Here is a 17,919-nt window from a genome sequence, read left to right on the forward strand (position 1 = left end):
TGATCCACTACATCGGGGGAATCATGAGCCTTGTTTCCGGGAGAGTTCACCCTCGTGCGGGATTGTGACTGACGGTCCATGTCCTCGACGGAGAGTCCTTTCACCGGTTTCGTGCGCCGCCTCGTGGTGGGCGAACACCACTGCCGGGTGCTCATCGAGGTGCCGGACATCGGCGCCGACGCCTGGCGGCGGCTGACCGCCGACCGCAGCCTGAGCTGGCGCCGAATCCCGACTCCACGCCAGCCGGGTGGTGTGCCGATCCTGCCGCGCCGACGCCGCGCGCGCGGCAAGATGGAGCCGACGGCCCGCGCCGACCTGCCGGTTCCCGCGCTGGTCGAGGCGTCGGGCTCGGCGTCCGGTACGGCGGCCGTGGCCAAACAACGGGTCGCGGCGCACGCGATCGCGGCGTTACGGACGGCCGGACTCGATGGGGATGTGCTCGGCGCCGCCGGTGCCGACACGGGCCCGGAGCTGTTCGGTGAGGACCACGTGTGGCCGTCCTCGGACGGTGTGCTGATCTTCGGACCGGCCGAGCAGGAGGAGCTGGACCGCCGGCTGGCGATGACGGCCTCGGTGTGGTCCTTGGACACTGATGGCCTGAGACGGCCGTCGGCCGACGAACGAGGGCAGCGGCGCCGCAGGACCCGGATCGACCTGGGGGCCGCGCTGTGCGTGCTGCCGCTGTTGCTGATGGCCGTTCCGACGGTCGGACCGTGGTTCGACGGCCGGACCTGGGCGTTCCTCCTGGCCGCGGCGACCGTGTGCGTCGTGCTGCCGTTGTTGGCGCTGCAGGCGATGTCACATTCCCGGCCGATGCTCGGCGAGGTGCGCAACCGCGCGATCGGGCTGACCGTCGGCTTGCTCGTTCTGCTGCTGCTCGCCAGGCTCCTGACGAGCGTCCCGGTCCCGCCGGTCGCGGTGACCGTCGTCGCAGGGCTGATCGTGGCTGTGCTGGTGCCGATCGCGTTGCGGTTGCTCCCGGTCGAGGTACCGACCCGCGCGGCACTGTGGGGCGCCCCGATCCTGCTGGCGGTGGTCGCGGCTCCGGTGGGGGACCTGCTCGACGGGATCTACCTGGGCAGACTGGGCCTGCACGCCACCGACGTCCAGCAGACCTTCGCTCAACGCTGGCTGTCCGGCGCGTTCTTCGGGGTGACGGTGCTCGCCGGGATGGCGCTGGCCGCCGTGCTGTGGGGCGTGGTCTACCAGCTCGACGCGGTGGGCCGTCGACGCGTGACCCCGCCCGCGGCGCTGGTCACCGTGTTGAGCCTGGTGTACCTGGCGGCGATGCTCGCGTTGGCCGCGGGGGCCGCCGGTACCCGCGCGGAGGCGGCCGTGGGCGAGCTGCCCGGCAGCTGGGGCGGCATCACCCCGAGATGGGTGTGCTGGTCACCAGCGGGAGGCCCGACCCCGTTCGCGGGCATGGCGCTGCCCCCGACCGGGACGGCGATCGCCTGGCTGGGCGATGCCGAGGGCCAGCACGCCCTGTGGTCGCCGGAGACCGGAGGCGTCACGATCCCGGCCCAGGTCGAACTGCGCGTCCGGGACTCCTCCGGGCCGTGCCGCTAACGTTCTCTCGGTGGAGGAGGGCGAGGTGTCCGCGAGTGTCGCCTCGGACGTCGCGGTGTGGACCCCCCGGCTGATCACCGACGCCGATCAGCTGCTCGTCTCGGCTGACCCACGGCGGTGGGTGGAGTTCGATGCGTCGGTCAGGAACTCGTGGTGGCCTCCGGGGCGACGGTCCTCCCAGGCGGCGGGTGAGCTGCTCGCGGGTGATCAGGGGCCGGTCGATCTGCTCATCGCGGCATGCCATGGCAGCGGCTACGTGCGGGAGGCAACCGTCCGTCAGCTCGCGGATCGCGAACTTCCCTCGGTGCTCCCGATCCTCGCGCTGCGGGCGGCTGACTGGGTGCGGCAGGTACGGGAACCGGCGCGAGCACTCTGCCTGCGACACCTCGAACGGGCACCGTCGACCACCTGTGCCGTTCTGGCCCCGGTGGCCTTCGCCGTGCGCGATCGACAGTTCGGCGACTGGCTGGCCACTGAACTGGAGCACCGATTCCGGCAGAGTGCGCCGGACGTGCTCGCCGACGGCCTACGCGCGCGGGATCGACGTACGAGACGCGTGGCGCATCGCATCGCTCTCGCCACCGGGCGCCTGACGGTCGAGGAGATAGTGCGGGTCGCGCTGACCGACGATGACATCGCGATTCGGCGACGGTGCGGGGAAACCGCTATCCGGCAGGCGCGCGGCACAGCCGACGAGAGCGTCGCACGGCGGTTGCTGGGTAGCCGGACCAGCGCCGTCCGGGCCGACGCGCTCAGCGAGCTCGCCGCGGCGGGCCACCTGGAACCGTCGTACTCCGCGCTGGCCGACCGCAGCCCGATCGTGCGGGCCACCGCGCAGACGATGGTGCGACGTGCCGGAGACGATCCCGCCGCGCGCTATCGCGCCCTCGCCGCGGGCGGCGTGGAACCCTCAGTGGTGGCGGGACTCGGCGAGACGGGAACCAGCGCGGACGTCCCGGTGCTGCGGGACTGCCTCGGTCACCACAGCGCGCGGGTACGGGCCGAAGCGGTCCGAGCACTGCGCAGGCTCGGTGACACCGCCGCCGACGTGCTGATGCCCGTGCTCGCCGACCCAGCACCTCGGGTGACGCGGCAGGTCGTGCGGTCGCTGCTGGCGGGTTCGGACGCGCTCGACACGGCGCGGCTCGCCGAGCTGGCCGCACCGGGCGGTTCGAGATCGGTCCGGATGGCGGCGACGCGCTTGCTGGGCGCGAGCGATGTCTGGCTCAGGGTGGCCGGGGCACTGCGTCTGGTCGGTGACCCCGATCCCGCGATGCACCGCCATGGCCTGACCGATCTCCGCACCTGGCTCGCGGAAGGTGCCTCGACCGCCTACTCCCGTCCTGACCAGCGAACCACTGACGACCTGCGTGCATTGATCACCCAGGCCGAACCGATGATCGGCGCCGACACCGCGCGGGTGATTCGCTTCCACGCCGGCATAACGCGCCCCGTCCGATGAGCGGGCCGATCGTGTGCGGCAAGATCCTGGCAATGGACGTCGCACCGGGGCTCGTGATCGTGGACAAACCAGCCGGCATGACCTCGCACGATGTGGTCAGCCGGCTGCGCAAGCTGCTCGGCACCCGCAAGATCGGTCACGCCGGCACGCTCGACCCGATGGCCACCGGAGTCCTCGTGCTCGGTGTGCAGCGGGCCACCCGGCTGCTGGGACACCTGGCGCTGGACACCAAGGCGTACCGCGCGACGATCCGGCTGGGCGCGTCGACCAGCACCGACGACGCCGAGGGCGAGACGCTGGAGACGGTCGATGCCTCGGGGGTGGCCGAGGACGCGATCCTCGCCGGTGTCCAGGAGCTGACCGGGGACATCGAGCAGCGTCCCAGCTCGGTCAGCGCGATCAAGGTCGACGGCAAACGTGCCTATGCCCGGGTGCGGGCCGGCGAGGAGGTCGAACTCCCCACCCGACCGGTCACCGTGAGCGCCTTCACCGTCGAGGACCTGCGCCGGGGCCCTGACCACACCGATCTCGACGTGTCCGTCGAGTGCTCGTCCGGTACCTACATCCGGGCGCTGGCCCGCGACCTCGGCGCCGGCCTCGGCGTCGGGGGACATCTCACGGCGTTGCGACGCACCCGGGTCGGGCCGTTCGGGCTGGACCTCGCGCGCACCCTGGAGGAGCTGGCCGACCGGCCGGAGGTGACTCACAGCGTCGACGCCGCGGTGGCCGCCGCGTTCCGGCTGCGCACCGCGGACGACACCGAAGCCACCGATCTGTCCCATGGGCGGGCACTGTCGGAAGCGGGCATGTCCGGTGTCTACGCGGTGGCCGATTCGGACGGCCGGGCGTTGGCGCTGGTGAGAGAGTCGGACGGCCGGGCAAGGCCGGTACTTGTACTGGCCCCCGCGACGCCTGCGTAGGCTCGCGCCCGTGTTGCGCTGGCGAGGGTTGGGCGACGTACCCACCGGTTGGGGCCGGAGCGTGATCACGGTCGGGGTTTTCGACGGTGTGCACCGGGGTCACCAGAAGTTGATCGGTCGAGCTGTGGCGACGGCGGCGGAGCGAGGTCTGCCGTCGGTACTCGTCACGTTCGACCCGCATCCGTCCGAGGTGCTGCGGCCGGGTCACCACCCGGCTCAGCTGACCACGCTGCCCCGGCGGTCGGAGCTGGTGGCGGAGCTGGGTGTGTCCGCGTTCTGCGTGTTGCCGTTCACCCCGGCACTCGCGCGCATGCCGGCGGACGAGTTCGCGCACGAGGTACTGGTCGAACGCCTGCACGCCGCCGTGGTCCTGGTGGGCGACAACTTCACGTTCGGCCACGGGGCGAAGGGCGACATCGCGTCGCTGCGCCTGCTCGGCCAGCGGTTCGGGTTCGTCACCGAAGGCCTCGAGCTGATCACCGACAGCAGCGACCCCGGCGGCATCACCTACTCGTCGACCTACATCCGGTCCTGCATCGACGGTGGTGACGTGGCGCTGGCCGCGCAGGCGCTCGGCAGGCCGCACCGGTTGGAAGGTGTGGTCGTCCGAGGCGACCGTCGGGGACACGAACTGGGCTTCCCGACCGCCAACCTGGCGCCACCGCCCTTCGCCGCGGTCCCGGCCGACGGGGTCTACGCCTGCTGGTTCGTGCACGGCGACCGGCGCCTGCCCGCCGCAGTCTCGGTCGGCACCAACCCGACGTTCTCCGGTCGGGTGCGGACCGTCGAGGCCTACGTACTGGACGTCGACGAGGACTTCTACGGCCACCCGGTGGCGCTGGACTTCGTCGAGCGACTGCGCGGCATGGAACGCTTCGACAGCATCGAGGCGTTGGTGAAGGAGATGACCCGCGACGTCGAGCGCACCCGAGGGTTGCTCGTCGATCCGAGTGCTTGATCAAGCACTGGCATTGGGACTGCCAAGTTTCGCCATTCGGCCCCGAACGGGTGCTTCCGGCTGAGAACATTCCCCCGTACGCCGACAGTGGGGGGATCACATGGCAGCCGCCGAGCGGGAACTGGTCGTACAGCTCGACGACGACATCGATGCCGAGGAGCGGGCGGTCTTCGCGCGCAACAGGGAACGGCAGCAGGAGCTGTACGGCGAAGCCCTCGGCGTCCGGATTCGTCGGTTGCAGGCCGCCCTCGGCGTCTCCCAGGCCCGGTTGGCCCAGGGGCTGGGTATGAGCTCGGCGATGCTGAGCCAGCTGGTCAGCGCACGCCGGGTGAAGATCGGCGATCCCGCGGTCCTCGCCAGAATGCTGTTGCTCGACCGGCAGGTACGTCGGCTGCCCGCGGGGGAACCGGTACATGCGACCGAGTTGCTGGCGCAGTTACGGGAGACCCGCCCGCACCTGGGGCTGCAGGGCCCGACAGCGCAGGACCCGGGTGAGGCGCTGCGTGCGGTCGCCGCGCCGGCACAGCTGGCGGCCGCCGCCAATGTGCTGGGGCCTCGGTTCCCGGCCATCGCGGAGCTGCTGCGTCGCGCGGCCACGCCGGAGCGTCGATAGATGCGGCTGTTCGTCGCGATCTGGCCGCCCGCCTCCGCCGTGGACGCGCTGACGGCCGAGCTGGACGCCGCCGGCTGGCCGCCCGAGCGGTGGCGGGCCACGTCCACCAACCGCTGGCACCTGACCGTGCGGTTCATCGGCGACGGTGACCCGGGAGTGACGGCACGGGAGCTGGAGTCGCGGGCCAGCGGCCTGCGTGCGCCCCGGCTGCGGTTCGCGGGCGTCGTCACCTTCCCCGGTGTGCTGGCCGCCGGAGTCGCCGGCGCGACGGAGGCCGACGATGCGGCGCTGTCCGCACTGGTCGTCGCGGCGGGTGGGGACCCGGCGGGGCACCGGCCCCACGTCACGGTCGCGCGCGGTCCCCAGCAGAACGACACGTACCCTCCGGCGGAGGCCTTGCGTGCGCATCAGGGGCCGTGGTGGGTTCCGGCCGACGTGCGTCTGGTGCGATCGGAGCTGACCTCGGGCGCGCCCCGCTACACGGCGCTGCACCGAGTACCGCTCATCGCCGATCCGGAGCCGGATCCGCCCGCGTGAACCACGCGAATGGCTGCCGACGTCGGCCGATCTGTGACGGCTGGTAATGTTCGACACTGGGTGCGGCTGCGGTCCGTGGCGGCCGGCACCGACATGGCATGTCATCTGTACCTGTCAGGTCATACTCAGGCGCCGATTCGAGCGCGACACCGCACGGCACAGCACAGAACGAGGAGTACCACCACCGTGGCATTGTCCGCCGCTGCCAAGATGACCATCCTGACCGACTACGGCGTGCACGAGTCGGACACCGGTTCGCCGGAGGCGCAGGTCGCGCTGCTGACCAAGCGCATCGTCGACCTGACCGAGCACCTCAAGATGCACAAGCACGACCACCACTCGCGTCGTGGTCTGCTGCTGATGGTCGGCCGTCGCCGCCGCCTGCTGAAGTACTTGCGGGAGGTCGACGTGGCGCGTTACCGCGCGCTGATCGAGCGGCTCGGACTGCGCCGCTAGAACTCCGGGACGGGGGAGCGACCGAAAGTCGCTCCCCCTCGCGGTATCACCGGCCGATGTGCGGCCGGATGCAACGACCCGGACGAGGTCCGGGAGCACAGGAACCAACTACATACACGGCACCGCGGAGCCGGAGCGGGGGAGATACCCGATTCGCCGGTCCTCGGTAGTGGCCCCCGAGTGACGCATCGAGCGTTCAGCGGGGGCTTCGATCGAAGACCGGCCTCGTTCCGGGCTTCGCGGTCGCCCTCCATGTGAAGACCACAAAGAGGAGCGTTACCTTGTCAGACCCCACCCGAGAAGGGGTGCACGAGACCACCGCGGTCATCGACAACGGCAGTTTCGGCACTCGTACCGTGCGGTTCGAGACCGGCCGGCTGGCCCAGCAGGCCGCCGGCTCCGTTGTCGCCTATCTCGATGACGAGACCATGCTGCTGTCCGCCACCACGGCGTCCAAGCAGCCGAAGGACCACTTCGACTTCTTCCCGTTGACCATCGACGTGGAGGAGCGGATGTACGCCGCCGGGCGTATCCCCGGCTCGTTCTTCCGCCGTGAGGGCCGTCCGTCCACGGACGCGATCCTCGCCTGCCGGCTGATCGACCGCCCGCTGCGCCCGACGTTCGCCGACGGGCTGCGCAACGAGGTCCAGGTCGTCGTGACCGTGCTGTCGCTGCACCCGCAGGACCCGTACGACGTGCTGGCGATCAACGCCGCGTCGGCGTCCACCCAGATCTCCGGGCTGCCCTTCACCGGGCCTGTCGGCGGCGTCCGCGTCGCGCTGATCAGCCAGGAGGGTGGCGGCACCCAGTGGGTCGCGTTCCCGACCTACGAGCAGCTCGAGCGCGCCGTGTTCGACATGGTCGTCGCCGGCCGGATCGCCGAGGACGACGTCGCGATCATGATGGTCGAGGCCGAGGCCACCTCGCGGACCATCGAGCTCGTCGGTGAGGGCGCCACGGCGCCGACCGAAGAGGTCGTGGCCGCCGGTCTCGAAGCCGCGAAGCCGCACATCCGCGCGCTGTGCGTCGCTCAGCAGCAGCTGGCCGACGTCGCCGCGAAGCCGACCGCCGACTACCCGACGTACCCGGCCTACCAGCCGGACGCGCTGGACGCGGTGTCCGAGCTGATCTCCGACGACCTCGCCGCGGCGCTCACCATCGCCGACAAGCAGGCCCGCGAGTCCCGTCTCGACGAGCTCAAGGCCGAGGTGCTGGACAAGCTCGGTGAGAAGTTCGAGGGCCGTGAGAAGGAGCTGGGTGGCGCGGTCCGCGCGGTCACCAAGAAGCAGGTCCGCCAGCGCATCCTGCGCGACCAGGTCCGGATCGACGGTCGCGGCGTCACCGACATCCGCCCGCTGGGTGCCGAGGTCGAGATCGTCCCCAGGGCGCACGGCTCGGCGCTGTTCGAGCGCGGCGAGACCCAGATCATGGGTGTCACCACGCTGAACATGCTTCGGATGGAGCAGCAGATCGACTCGCTGTCGCCGGAGACCAAGAAGCGCTACATGCACAACTACAACTTCCCGCCCTACTCGACCGGTGAGACCGGCCGTGTGGGTTCGCCGAAGCGCCGCGAGATCGGCCACGGCGCGCTGGCCGAGCGGGCGCTGCTGCCCGTGCTGCCCAGCCGGGAGGTCTTCCCGTACGCGATCCGTCAGGTCTCCGAGGCTCTGGGCTCCAACGGGTCCACCTCGATGGGCTCGGTGTGCGCGTCGACCCTGTCGCTGCTGAACGCCGGTGTGCCGCTGCTGGCCCCGGTCGCCGGTATCGCCATGGGTCTGGTGTCCGACCAGGTCGACGGCAAGACGTCCTACGTGGCGCTGACCGACATCCTGGGTGCCGAGGATGCCTTCGGCGACATGGACTTCAAGGTCGCCGGCACGAAGGACTTCGTGACCGCGCTGCAGCTGGACACCAAGCTGGACGGCATCCCGTCCGAGGTGCTGGCCAAGGCGCTGTCGCAGGCCCGTGACGCCCGCCTGACCATCCTGGACGTCATCGCCGAGGCGATCGACGAGCCGGACGAGATGAGCCCGTACGCACCTCGGGTCACCTCGGTGAAGATCCCGGTCGACAAGATCGGCGAGGTCATCGGCCCGAAGGGCAAGATGATCAACTCGATCACCGAGCAGACCGGCGCGGACATCTCGATCGAGGACGACGGCACCATCTACGTGGGAGCGGCCGACGGCCCGTCCGCCGAGGCGGCCATCGGCATGATCAACGGGATCGCCAACCCGCAGCTGCCGAAGGTGGGCGAGCGGTTCCTGGGCACGGTCGTCAAGACGGCCGCGTTCGGTGCGTTCGTGTCGCTGGTGCCGGGCAAGGACGGCCTGGTGCACATCTCGAAGCTGGGCAGCGGCAAGCGCATCGGCAAGGTCGAGGACGTCGTCAAGGTCGGCGACAAGCTGCGTGTCGAGGTCGTCGACATCGACAACCGCGGCAAGGTCTCGCTGGTCCCGGTCGTCGAGGGTGACGCGGCAGCGGCTCCCGCCGGCGACGCGCCCGCTGACGAGTCCGAGAAGGTCTCGGCCAGTTGACGTTGCTTGCTTCGCCGGGCTCACAGCCCGGTGACGTGAGCACCCCGGAATCCGATTCGGTCACCCGCAGCCTGCTTCCGAGCGGGCTGCGGGTGGTTTCGGAGTGGGTTCCCGGGGTGCAATCGGCGTCGGTCGGAGTCTGGATCGGTGTCGGCTCGCGAGATGAGACCCCTGACCAGGCCGGCGCCGCGCACTACCTCGAACATCTGCTGTTCAAGGGCACGGCCAAACGCACGGCCGCGCAGATCGCCGAGGAGATCGACGCGGTCGGCGGCGAGCTGAACGCGTTCACCGCGAAGGAGCACACGTGCTTCTACGCCCACGTGCTCGACTCGGACCTGCCGCTCGCGGTGGACCTGCTGTCCGACGTGGTCACCGCCGCGACGATGGAGGCCGAGCACGTCGAGGTCGAACGGGCCGTCGTGCTCGAAGAGATCGCGATGCGCGCGGACGACCCGGAGGACCTGCTCGGCGAGGTCTTCGATACCGCGCTGTTCGGTGACCACCCGCTGGGTCTGCCGGTGATCGGCTCAGTCGAGTCGATCGAGGCGATGACGCGGAACCGGCTGCACGAGTTCTGGCAGCGGCACTACACGCCGTCACGCATGGTGGTGGCCGCCGCGGGCAACGTGAGCCACGACCGGGTCGTCGAGCTGGTCGAGCAGATGTTTCCGTCCTCCGGTTCCGCCCAACCGGCACGACCCCGCGGCGGGCTGGAGCTGCCGGTCACGCACAGCGATCTGCTGCTGCACGGTGAGGACACCGAGCAGGTCCACCTCATGCTCGGGCTGCGCGGTCTGGATCGGCACGACCCGCGGCGGGTTCCGCTGGAGGTGCTCAACACCGCGCTCGGCGGCGGCATGAGCTCGCGGCTGTTCCAGCAGGTCCGTGAACAGCGCGGGCTCGCGTACTCGGTGTACTCGGCGACCACCAGCTACCAGGACGCCGGGCAGCTGGCGATCTACGCGGGCTGCCAGCCGGACCGGCTCGGGGAGGTCGTGACGGTCATCCGGCAGGTCCTCGCCGACGTCGTCGCCGACGGTCTGACCGATGCCGAGGTGGCCAGGGCGAAAGGTGCCATGCGTGGCGGCCTGGTGCTCGGCATGGAGGACACGGCGTCCCGGATGCACCGCATCGGGCGTCACGAGCTGGACCTGGGCCGTCAGCGGTCGTTGCGCCGCAGCCTAGAGCTGATCGAAGCGGTCCGGCCCGACGAGGTCGCGTCCGTCGCCGAGGAGCTGCTGACCCGACCGCTCACCGCGGCCGTGGTCGGCCCGTACGACTCACCCGACGACCTGCCCGCCTCCCTGACCTCGTGAGTGGTACGGGCGCCTCTAGGCGCCCGTACCACTCACGAGCGGTGGGGCCGGCCTAGCTGGTTAGGCTGCCGGGGTGAGCGTTGGGCTGACCGTGGTCGCGGCTGTGCTGGTGGCGATCGGGCTCGTCGGGGTTGTGGTCACCGTGCTGCCGGGGCTGCTGCTGGTGGTGGCCGGTATCGCGGTGTGGGCCGTGCCCCGGGGTGACGCCGTCGGGTGGACCGTCCTGGGGATCGCCGTGGGCATTGCGGTGCTCGGGACGGTGGCGAAGTATCTGTTGCCGGGCCGTGCGCTGCGTGCGGCAGGGGTCCCGGGACGCACGCTGGCGCTCGGAGCGGTGCTCGGGATCGTCGGCTTCTTCGTCATTCCGGTGGTCGGGTTGTTCATCGGTTTCGTCGCCGGGGTCTATCTTGCGGAGTTCGTCCGCCTCGGCGATCATGCGCGAGCCTGGCCGTCGACCCGGGGTGCACTGCGCGCGGTCGGGTGGAGCATCCTGATCGAGCTCGCCGCCGGTCTCCTGGCCACGGCGGTGTGGATCGTCGGCATGGTGTTTTTCTGATGGGATCGGGTGAGCAGTCGGATGAGCACGGAGGTGCACGGGTGAGCGAAGCGGTGCGGGTGGGGGTCCTGGGTGCGGCCGGCCGGATGGGGGTCGAGGTCTGTCGTGCCGTCGGCGCCGCTCCTGATCTGAAGCTGGTCGCCGGGATCGACGAGAACGACAGGCTCACCGACCTGGTGAGTGCATCGGCCCAGGTGGTGGTGGACTTCACCCAGCCGCAGGTGGTGCTCGACAACATCCGGTTCTGCATCGACAACGGCATCGCCTGCGTCGTCGGGACCAGCGGTTTCGATGCGGAGAAGCTGGACACGGTCCGGGGCTGGCTCGCGGAGAAGCCCGAGGTGGGCGTGCTCGTGGCGCCGAACTTCGGCGTCGGCGCGGTCCTGTCGATGTACTTCGCGCGTTTGGCGGCCCGGTTCTTCGAGTCCGCCGAGGTGATCGAGATGCATCACCCCAACAAGGTCGACGCACCCTCCGGTACCGCCGCGCACACCGCGTCACTGATCGCGGCCGCGCGCGCGGAAGCCGGTTCGGCGCCGATGCCGGACGCGACCACTCAGGAACGCGCCGGTGCCCGGGGAACCGAGGTGGACGGCGTCCGGGTGCACTCGCTGCGGATGGCCGGTCTGGTCGCGCACCAGGAGGTGCTGTTCGGCACCGAGGGCGAGACGCTCACCATCCGGCACGACTCGTTCAACCGCTCCTCCTTCATGCCCGGCGTCCTGATGGGCATCCGGCACGTGGTGTCGAACCCCGGCCTCACGGTGGGCCTGGAGCCCCTCCTGGGCCTCGACACCTGACCCCGCCCCGCGAGTCGCTACATTCCGCGGCGCCAGTCGGGAGATTCTGCCGCGCGAGTCGCGGGATTTGTCAGGGTGGGTCGGGGAATCCGTCAGGTCGGGCCGGATCATGCGGTGGCCGTACCGTCGTGTAAGTAGGTGTCATGGCACTTGCGCTGGTCCGCGCCGCGACCCCCGACGACGTCGACGAGATCGTTCGCATTCAGGCTGACACGTGGCGGGCGGCCTACGCGGAGCTGGTGCCGGAGGCCGCGCTGGAGCGGCTGAGCGGGCCGGCGGCCCGGGCGGCGTGGACGGCCGCGGTGGCCGCCGGCGACGGGCACCACGTTCTGGTGGCCACTGAGGGGGAGTGGATCGTCGGGTTCTGCGCCGTGGCGCCCGCCGATGAGGACGAACCGGAGCTGGCCGCGGGCCTCGCACAGATCGTGACCTTGCTGGTGGAACCCAGATGGGGCCGGCGGGGGCACGGACGGCGGCTGCTCGGTGCCGCGTTCGAGCTGTTGGTCGCGGACGGCGCGGAGGGCGCCATCGCCTGGCTGCCCGAGCAGGACGTGGCGTCTCGTGCCTGTTACGACCGCATCGGCTGGGACCCCGACGGCATGGTGCGCACCCTGGACGCGGGCGACCGTGAGCTGCGTGAGATCCGGCTGGGTGGCCCGCTCCGCGTGGCGAACCGTGACCCGAGGTCCCGTTCCTTCACGCCTGACGGATTCCCCGACTCGCCCTGACAAATCCCGCGACTCGCGGGGCGGAATGTCCCGACTCGCTTGGGAAGAGTGTCGGGGGTGGGTGAGAGGGTGCTGGTATGGAGAGGATCACTGCGGCCGCGGCTCGGCGGGCCGCGCTGGCCGCGCAGGGGTTCGCGCAGGCCCGACCGTCCGGCCAGGTCACCCGGCGGCATCTGGTGCCGCTGATCGAGCGGTTGCGGCTGCTGCAGCTGGACTCGGTCAACGTGGCGGTCCGCGCGCACTACATGCCGGTGTTCAGCAGGCTCGGTGCGTATCCGGCGGGGCTGCTCGACGAGGCCGCGTGGTCGCACAGCGCGCGACGGCCCCGGCTGATGGTCGAGTACTGGGCGCACGAGGCGAGCCTGTTGCCGGTGCGGGACTGGCCGTTGCTGCAGTCCCGCGCGAAGCGCAAGGGCTGGTGGCGCTACTACCAGGAGCTGGTGGAAAGCAAACCAGGGCTGGTCGAGGACGTACTCGCCGCGGTCAAGGAAGCCGGCCCGATCGGGGCCGGGGCGTTGGAGCAGATGCTCGGTGCGGGCAGCGGCGTGCCCCGCCCGAAGGGCGCCTCGTGGTGGGAACGCTCCGAGGTGAAGCGGATCTGTGAGTTCCTGTTCGGCACCGGGCAGCTGACGACCGGCACCCGGGTCAACTTCCAGCGGCTCTACGACCTGCCCGAACGGGTCCTGCCGCCCGAGGTGCTCGCGTCGCCGGTGGATGCGGAGGAAGCGGCGCGTCGGCTCATCGGGTACGCGGCGACCGCGCTCGGCGTCGCCACCGAGGTCGAGCTGCGTGACTACTACCGCATGGGGCCGGAGACCTGCCGCACCGCGATCCAGGAGCTGGTCGACGCCGGCCGGTTGGAGCAGGTCGAGGTGCGGGGATGGCCCAAGTACGGCTACCGGTCACCCGGCGCCCGGATGCCCCGCAAGGTGTCGGCGCGGGCGCTGCTCTGTCCGTTCGACCCGCTGATCTGGGAGCGGGCGAGGACGGAGCGGATGTTCGGGTTCCGCTACCGCATCGAGATCTACACCCCGGCGGAGAAGCGTGAGCACGGCTACTACGTGTTCCCGTTCCTGCTGGACGACGCCCTGGTGGCGAGGGTCGACCTGAAGACCGACCGCGCGGCCAACGTGCTGCGCGTCCCCGGTGCCTTCGCCGAGCCGGACGCGGACGTTCCGAGGGTCGCGGCCGAGCTTGCCGCCGAGCTCCGCGTGATGGCCGACTGGCTGGAGCTCGACGACGTGGTCCTGGGCGAGCGGGGCGACCTGATCGCCCCGCTCGCCCGAGCCCTCTCCGGCGAGCCGGGGCGCTGACCCGCCCGACTCGCCGGCCCGTTCCTAGGCCGTTGCCACAGTGAGCGCTCTGGTCACCAGGACGTCGCCGTTGCCGGCGCGGCCGTGGATGCGCAGTGCCGCCGGGCCCTGGGACGGCGCGACGTCGCTGACCTCCAGCTCGCTGCGGGCCCGGCCCGAGTTGGAGTGCAGGTCCAGCTCGGCGGCCACCCCGCTGTGCACGCCGACCCGCAGGTCACCCGAGCCGGTGGCCAGGGTGAGCTGGCCGCGTTCGGCGTCGTCGACGGACAGGTCACCGGAGCCGGTGTGTGCGTTGACGTCGGCGCGGACCGTGCCGAGCCGGACGTCGCCGCTGCCCGCGGTCACCTGTGCGGATCCGTCGAGGGTCGCCAAGGTCAGGTTCCCGGAGCCGGTCTTGGCCTTCGTCCGGCCGGACACGACGCGCGCGGCCGCCTCGCCGGAGCCGGTGGACAGGTGCAGGTCGCCCGACACCGTGTCCAGCTCCACGTCACCGGAGCTGGTGCGGACCTTGGCCTGACCGCACTGTCCGGTCACGGTGATCTGACCGGACCCGGTCCGCAGCAGCACCTGGGAGCGCGACGGCGCGCGGACAGTGAGAACCAGCGGCACGATCCGCAGCGGCATCCGCGTCGGTGAGTGCACCACGAGCCGCTTGCCGGTCTCGGACCAGGTGATCTCGGCCGCGCGGACCGCCTCGGCCTCCAGGTCGAGACCCTTGAGGTCGCTCAGGTCGAAGTCCGGGCCGCCGAACGGGAAGTCCCGCCCGCCGAAGGAGATGTCGTGCCCGCCGACGCGGATCGAGCCGGACGGACCGGTCGACTCGCCCAGCCAGTTGAGCACTCCGGACAGGCCCTTCGTCCAGTTGCCGCGCCGGGACTCCTCGGCGCGCAGCTCCACCTCGACGGTGGTCGCGTCGTCGGTGAGCCCGACGTCGATCCGGCCGACGTCGATCGACAGCTCCAGCTCCGCTGCCTGGTCACACGGCCAGCTCTCGGTCCGTACCGTCTCGCTCGACTCGTCCGGTTCGTGGTGCGGTGTCGTCTCTTCGGTCATGACCTCGCCTCTCAGCCCTGTACCCAGCCACGCACGGAACGGCCGTCGTCGCGGTTCTTACGCGGCCCGCGTTCCCGGCCTCGCTGTGCGTCCGGGCCCCAGTCGGCTCTGCCTCGGGAATGGTTGCGGGTCTGCGCGCCGTACAGCGCGCCCTGCACGGCCTGCGCGATCCAGGAGTTGAGCGAGACCCCCTGCCGGTTCGCGGCCTGCTCGGCGTGCCCCTTGATCTCCTCCATCAGCCGCAAGGTGATCCGGCTGATGTCACCGGCCGCGCTCTCCGCGCCGCCGATCGGCGGCGTGGAGGTCGGTGGCTCCTCCGAGGGCTGTGCGCCGGGGGGGTCGGTGACGACCACCTTGACCTGGCGTCCGTTGAGCCGCAGCTCGACGGTGCGTTCGCCCTCGAGCGCCTCGGTGACCTCTTCGGCGAGATCGGTCAGGGCGTTCATGACGGCGAGCCGGGCGGCGGGTTCGATCGCGGCGGCCAGCAGGGTGGCCGTGCGCTGGGTCTGTTCATCGCCGGCAGCGGCGGCGGACACGAGGTCCTCCCGCAGGGCGGTGACGTACGGCGTGACGTCCATGACGCCACTATGACGTCATTCATGACATCACGCAACTAAATCTTGACGTCGCCGTGCTGTCACCACGGCGTCTCGCAGGCCTGTCGGCGCGGCGCCGTTAGGCTTCGGACATGCCCGAGACGGTGCCCCTCAAGGTGCAGCTCATCGCCAAGACCGAGTTCCTGCCTCCGGACGACATCGAGTGGGAGACCGACGCGGACGGCGGTCAGGCACTGGCCGAGTTCGCCGGCCGGGCCTGCTACCAGTCCTGGAAGAAGCCGAACCCGGCGACCGCCACGAACGCCGGCTACCTGCGCCACATCCTGGAGGTCGGCCACCTGTCGGTGCTGGAGCACGGCACGGTCACCTTCTACCTGACCGGGGTGTCCCGCTCGTTCACCCACGAGCTGATTCGCCACCGGCACTTCTCGTACTCACAACTGTCCCAACGGTATGTCCCGGGCAAGGGTTCCGCCGTCGTCGAGCCTGAGGTCATTGCGGCCGAACCCGAGCTGCACGCGGCGTTCGTCGAAGCCGCCGAAGCAGCGCAGAAGGCGTACGACGCGCTGCTCAGCGGGCTGGAACAGCGCTTCGCGGACGTGCCCAACGCGACCCTTCGGCGCAAGCAGGCCCGGCAGGCGGCGCGCGCCGTCATGCCGAACGCGACCGAGACGAAGATCGTCGTCACCGGGAACTACCGGGCCTGGCGGCACTTCATCGCGATGCGCGCCACCGAGCACGCCGACGTCGAGATCCGCGAAGTGGCCATCGAGTGCCTGCGCCAGCTCCAGGACGCCGTGCCGAACGTGTTCGCCGACTTCGAGATCGGCACCCTCGAGGACGGCAGCGAGATCGCGTCCAGCCCGCTGGTCACCGAGGGCTGAGGGCATACTGATCACCATGAGAGTCGTCCCTGGCGAACGCACGGCCATGTGTGACCTGCTCGACCAGCTCGGACCGGAGGCTCCGACGGTGCTGCCCGGGTGGCGCGCCAAGGAGTTGCTCGCGCATCTGCTGGTGCGGGAGCGTCAGCCACTGGCCGCGCCGGGCATTCTGGTGTCCGCGCTGTCCCGGTTCGCCGACTCCGCGATGAGCTCCTACGACAACACGCCCTGGAGCGAGCAGGTCGAGCTGCTGCGCTCGGGCCCGCCGCTGTGGTCGCCGTTCTGGCCCCCGTTCGTCGACGAGCGCGTCAACCTCACCGAGTTCGTGGTGCACAACGCCGACCTCGCCCGCGCCCAGCCGGACTGGACGGTCCCCGCGTCGACTCCGGAACGCGACGAGAAGCTCTGGTCCTGGCTGCGCCTGTCCGCCCGGATCTTCTACAAGAAGAGCCCGGTAGGGGTGGTGCTGCACCACCCGACCCGGGAGCGCGGCGCGGACATCCAGGCCAAGGCCGGCACTCCGGTGGTCACTGTGACCGGCGAACCCGCCGAACTGGTCCTGCACGCCTTCGGTCGGGACGTGGCCAAGGTGGACCTGGCCGGTGCCCCCGCCGACGTCGCGGCCCTGACCGCAACCCCGCGCGGCATCTGACCTCGTGAGTGTTGAGTATGGCTATAGCCATACTCAACACTCACGAGGTGAAGTGGCCTGTTCGGGGGCTGGTCATGGTCGCGCGAACCGACCTGCTGAGGTCGGGTTAGCGCGAGGTCTGCATCAATATCGCTCGGCTATCCGTCGGATCAAGGCCGCAGACTCCTCGGGCGGTAGGGCCAAGGACTGCAGGTGATCGAACCTGGTTCTTGCCTTGGTGACTATGGCTTCCCGCTCAGTGTGCATCGAGCCGAGTGGATGCTCGACATAAGCCACGTCGGGCTCTCCCGCGTCGTCGAAGCTCAGCACGCTGAATGAGCCATTCTGGCCAGGGTGGGAGCCAAGACTCGTTGGCAGAACCTGCAGAGTCACGTTGCCAAGAACGGCTTTTTCGATCAAGTGTTCTAGTTGAGCGACCATGATCTCGGAGTTGCCTGCAGGGCGATGGAGGGCGACCTCGTCGACGATGCTGACTAGTCGGAGTGGGTCCGTCGCGGACGTCAGCCTTTTCTGCCGGATCATCCTGATCCGGACGTCGCGTTTCACTTGTTCCGGACTGAGCTGTCTGATCGACCTTTGGAAGCCTGCGCGGGCGTACTCATGTGTTTGGAGTAGGCCGGGCACTATGGCCAGGCTGTAGCAGCGCACCAGACTGGCATCCGCTTCAAGCGGTAGGTACCCCTTCTCTGGCAGACCATAGGCCCGCCACCAGCCGCCCACCACAGACGCCTCGAGCATGGCGAAGTACTCGGGCCATCGATCCGCGGTGACGCCGTAGATGTCGAGCAGGCTCTTGAGCTCGTGATGGGTGATCCGGTTCTCGCAGTTTTCGATCCGACTGAGCTTGCTGTCGGAGAAGTACATTCGCTTGCTGACTTCATCCAACGACATCATGTTCTGCTCGCGCAACGCCTTGAGTCGTCGCGCCAACCGTCGCTGAACCCCCCTTGCCCTCGTCCCCATGCCGCAGAGCATGGCAGTTGGGACAGGCGTCGTGGGATC

The 17,919-nt window shown here is 70.2% G+C and carries 18 protein-coding genes; 15 read left to right on the forward strand and 3 right to left on the reverse strand.

Annotation, left to right across the window (positions count from 1 at the left end; all coding sequences use genetic code 11):
* Positions 1–78 precede the first annotated feature (78 nt).
* The 13 genes from G406_RS0104685 (at position 79) to G406_RS0104745 (ending at position 13,771) form a co-directional block, all read left to right on the forward strand.
* Positions 79–1,569 (forward strand): hypothetical protein, encoded by a 1,491-nt coding sequence (locus G406_RS0104685; RefSeq protein WP_028932924.1) that lies wholly within the window; start codon positions 79–81, stop codon positions 1,567–1,569.
* Between the two features lie 10 nt (positions 1,570–1,579).
* Entirely contained in the window at positions 1,580–3,031 is a 1,452-nt protein-coding gene (locus tag G406_RS44635; RefSeq protein ID WP_051341610.1) for a HEAT repeat domain-containing protein, read from the forward strand.
* Positions 3,028–3,951 (forward strand): tRNA pseudouridine(55) synthase TruB, encoded by a 924-nt coding sequence (truB, locus tag G406_RS0104695; RefSeq protein ID WP_028932925.1) that lies wholly within the window; start codon positions 3,028–3,030, stop codon positions 3,949–3,951. Before G406_RS44635 ends, truB begins: the two co-directional genes overlap by 4 nt.
* A gap of 10 nt (positions 3,952–3,961) precedes the next feature.
* Entirely contained in the window at positions 3,962–4,909 is a 948-nt protein-coding gene (locus G406_RS0104700; RefSeq protein ID WP_084215773.1) for a bifunctional riboflavin kinase/FAD synthetase, read from the forward strand.
* Between the two features lie 100 nt (positions 4,910–5,009).
* Positions 5,010–5,522 (forward strand): hypothetical protein, encoded by a 513-nt coding sequence (locus G406_RS0104705; RefSeq protein ID WP_051341611.1) that lies wholly within the window; start codon positions 5,010–5,012, stop codon positions 5,520–5,522.
* A complete protein-coding gene (locus G406_RS44640) occupies positions 5,523–6,059 on the forward strand; it encodes a 2'-5' RNA ligase family protein (protein WP_037075136.1) in 537 nt (178 codons plus the stop codon). It abuts the gene before it with no gap.
* Positions 6,060–6,269: 210 nt separating this feature from the next.
* Positions 6,270–6,515 (forward strand): 30S ribosomal protein S15, encoded by a 246-nt coding sequence (gene rpsO, locus G406_RS0104715; protein ID WP_425414564.1) that lies wholly within the window; start codon positions 6,270–6,272, stop codon positions 6,513–6,515.
* A 281-nt stretch (positions 6,516–6,796) separates the two neighbouring features.
* Positions 6,797–9,055: a polyribonucleotide nucleotidyltransferase gene (locus G406_RS0104720; RefSeq protein WP_028932929.1), complete on the forward strand. Its 2,259-nt coding sequence runs from the start codon at positions 6,797–6,799 to the stop codon at positions 9,053–9,055.
* Between the two features lie 35 nt (positions 9,056–9,090).
* Positions 9,091–10,374, forward strand: coding sequence for a M16 family metallopeptidase (locus G406_RS0104725; RefSeq protein WP_028932930.1), 1,284 nt, complete (start codon positions 9,091–9,093; stop codon positions 10,372–10,374).
* A 73-nt stretch (positions 10,375–10,447) separates the two neighbouring features.
* On the forward strand, positions 10,448–10,930 hold the full coding sequence (locus G406_RS0104730; RefSeq protein ID WP_028932931.1) for a DUF456 domain-containing protein: 483 nt from the start codon (positions 10,448–10,450) through the stop codon (positions 10,928–10,930).
* 41 nt (positions 10,931–10,971) lie between these two features.
* Positions 10,972–11,730: a 4-hydroxy-tetrahydrodipicolinate reductase gene (gene dapB, locus G406_RS0104735; RefSeq protein WP_028932932.1), complete on the forward strand. Its 759-nt coding sequence runs from the start codon at positions 10,972–10,974 to the stop codon at positions 11,728–11,730.
* A 143-nt stretch (positions 11,731–11,873) separates the two neighbouring features.
* Positions 11,874–12,458 (forward strand): GNAT family N-acetyltransferase, encoded by a 585-nt coding sequence (locus G406_RS44645; RefSeq protein ID WP_051341615.1) that lies wholly within the window; start codon positions 11,874–11,876, stop codon positions 12,456–12,458.
* Positions 12,459–12,535: 77 nt separating this feature from the next.
* Positions 12,536–13,771, forward strand: coding sequence for a winged helix-turn-helix domain-containing protein (locus G406_RS0104745; protein ID WP_028932933.1), 1,236 nt, complete (start codon positions 12,536–12,538; stop codon positions 13,769–13,771).
* Between the two features lie 24 nt (positions 13,772–13,795).
* Here G406_RS0104745 and G406_RS44650 read toward each other — a convergent pair whose 3' ends face one another.
* A complete protein-coding gene (locus G406_RS44650) occupies positions 13,796–14,824 on the reverse strand; it encodes a DUF4097 family beta strand repeat-containing protein (protein WP_051341616.1) in 1,029 nt (342 codons plus the stop codon).
* Between the two features lie 11 nt (positions 14,825–14,835).
* Positions 14,836–15,402 (reverse strand): toxin-antitoxin system HicB family antitoxin, encoded by a 567-nt coding sequence (locus tag G406_RS0104755; RefSeq protein WP_028932934.1) that lies wholly within the window; start codon positions 15,400–15,402, stop codon positions 14,836–14,838.
* A gap of 110 nt (positions 15,403–15,512) precedes the next feature.
* Between G406_RS0104755 and thyX the strand changes: the two genes are divergently transcribed.
* On the forward strand, positions 15,513–16,265 hold the full coding sequence (thyX, locus tag G406_RS0104760; protein WP_028932935.1) for an FAD-dependent thymidylate synthase: 753 nt from the start codon (positions 15,513–15,515) through the stop codon (positions 16,263–16,265).
* A 16-nt stretch (positions 16,266–16,281) separates the two neighbouring features.
* Positions 16,282–16,917 carry a TIGR03085 family metal-binding protein gene (locus G406_RS0104765; RefSeq protein WP_028932936.1) on the forward strand — a complete coding sequence of 212 codons (636 nt, stop codon included), beginning with the start codon at positions 16,282–16,284 and terminating at the stop codon, positions 16,915–16,917.
* A gap of 123 nt (positions 16,918–17,040) precedes the next feature.
* Here G406_RS0104765 and G406_RS0104770 read toward each other — a convergent pair whose 3' ends face one another.
* Positions 17,041–17,847: a helix-turn-helix domain-containing protein gene (locus G406_RS0104770; protein WP_169736606.1), complete on the reverse strand. Its 807-nt coding sequence runs from the start codon at positions 17,845–17,847 to the stop codon at positions 17,041–17,043.
* Positions 17,848–17,919: the final 72 nt, after the last annotated feature.

Source organism: Actinospineispora spinosispora DSM 44797 (assembly GCF_000429025.1).
Taxonomy (GTDB): Bacteria; Actinomycetota; Actinomycetes; order Mycobacteriales; family Pseudonocardiaceae; genus Pseudonocardia; species Pseudonocardia spinosispora.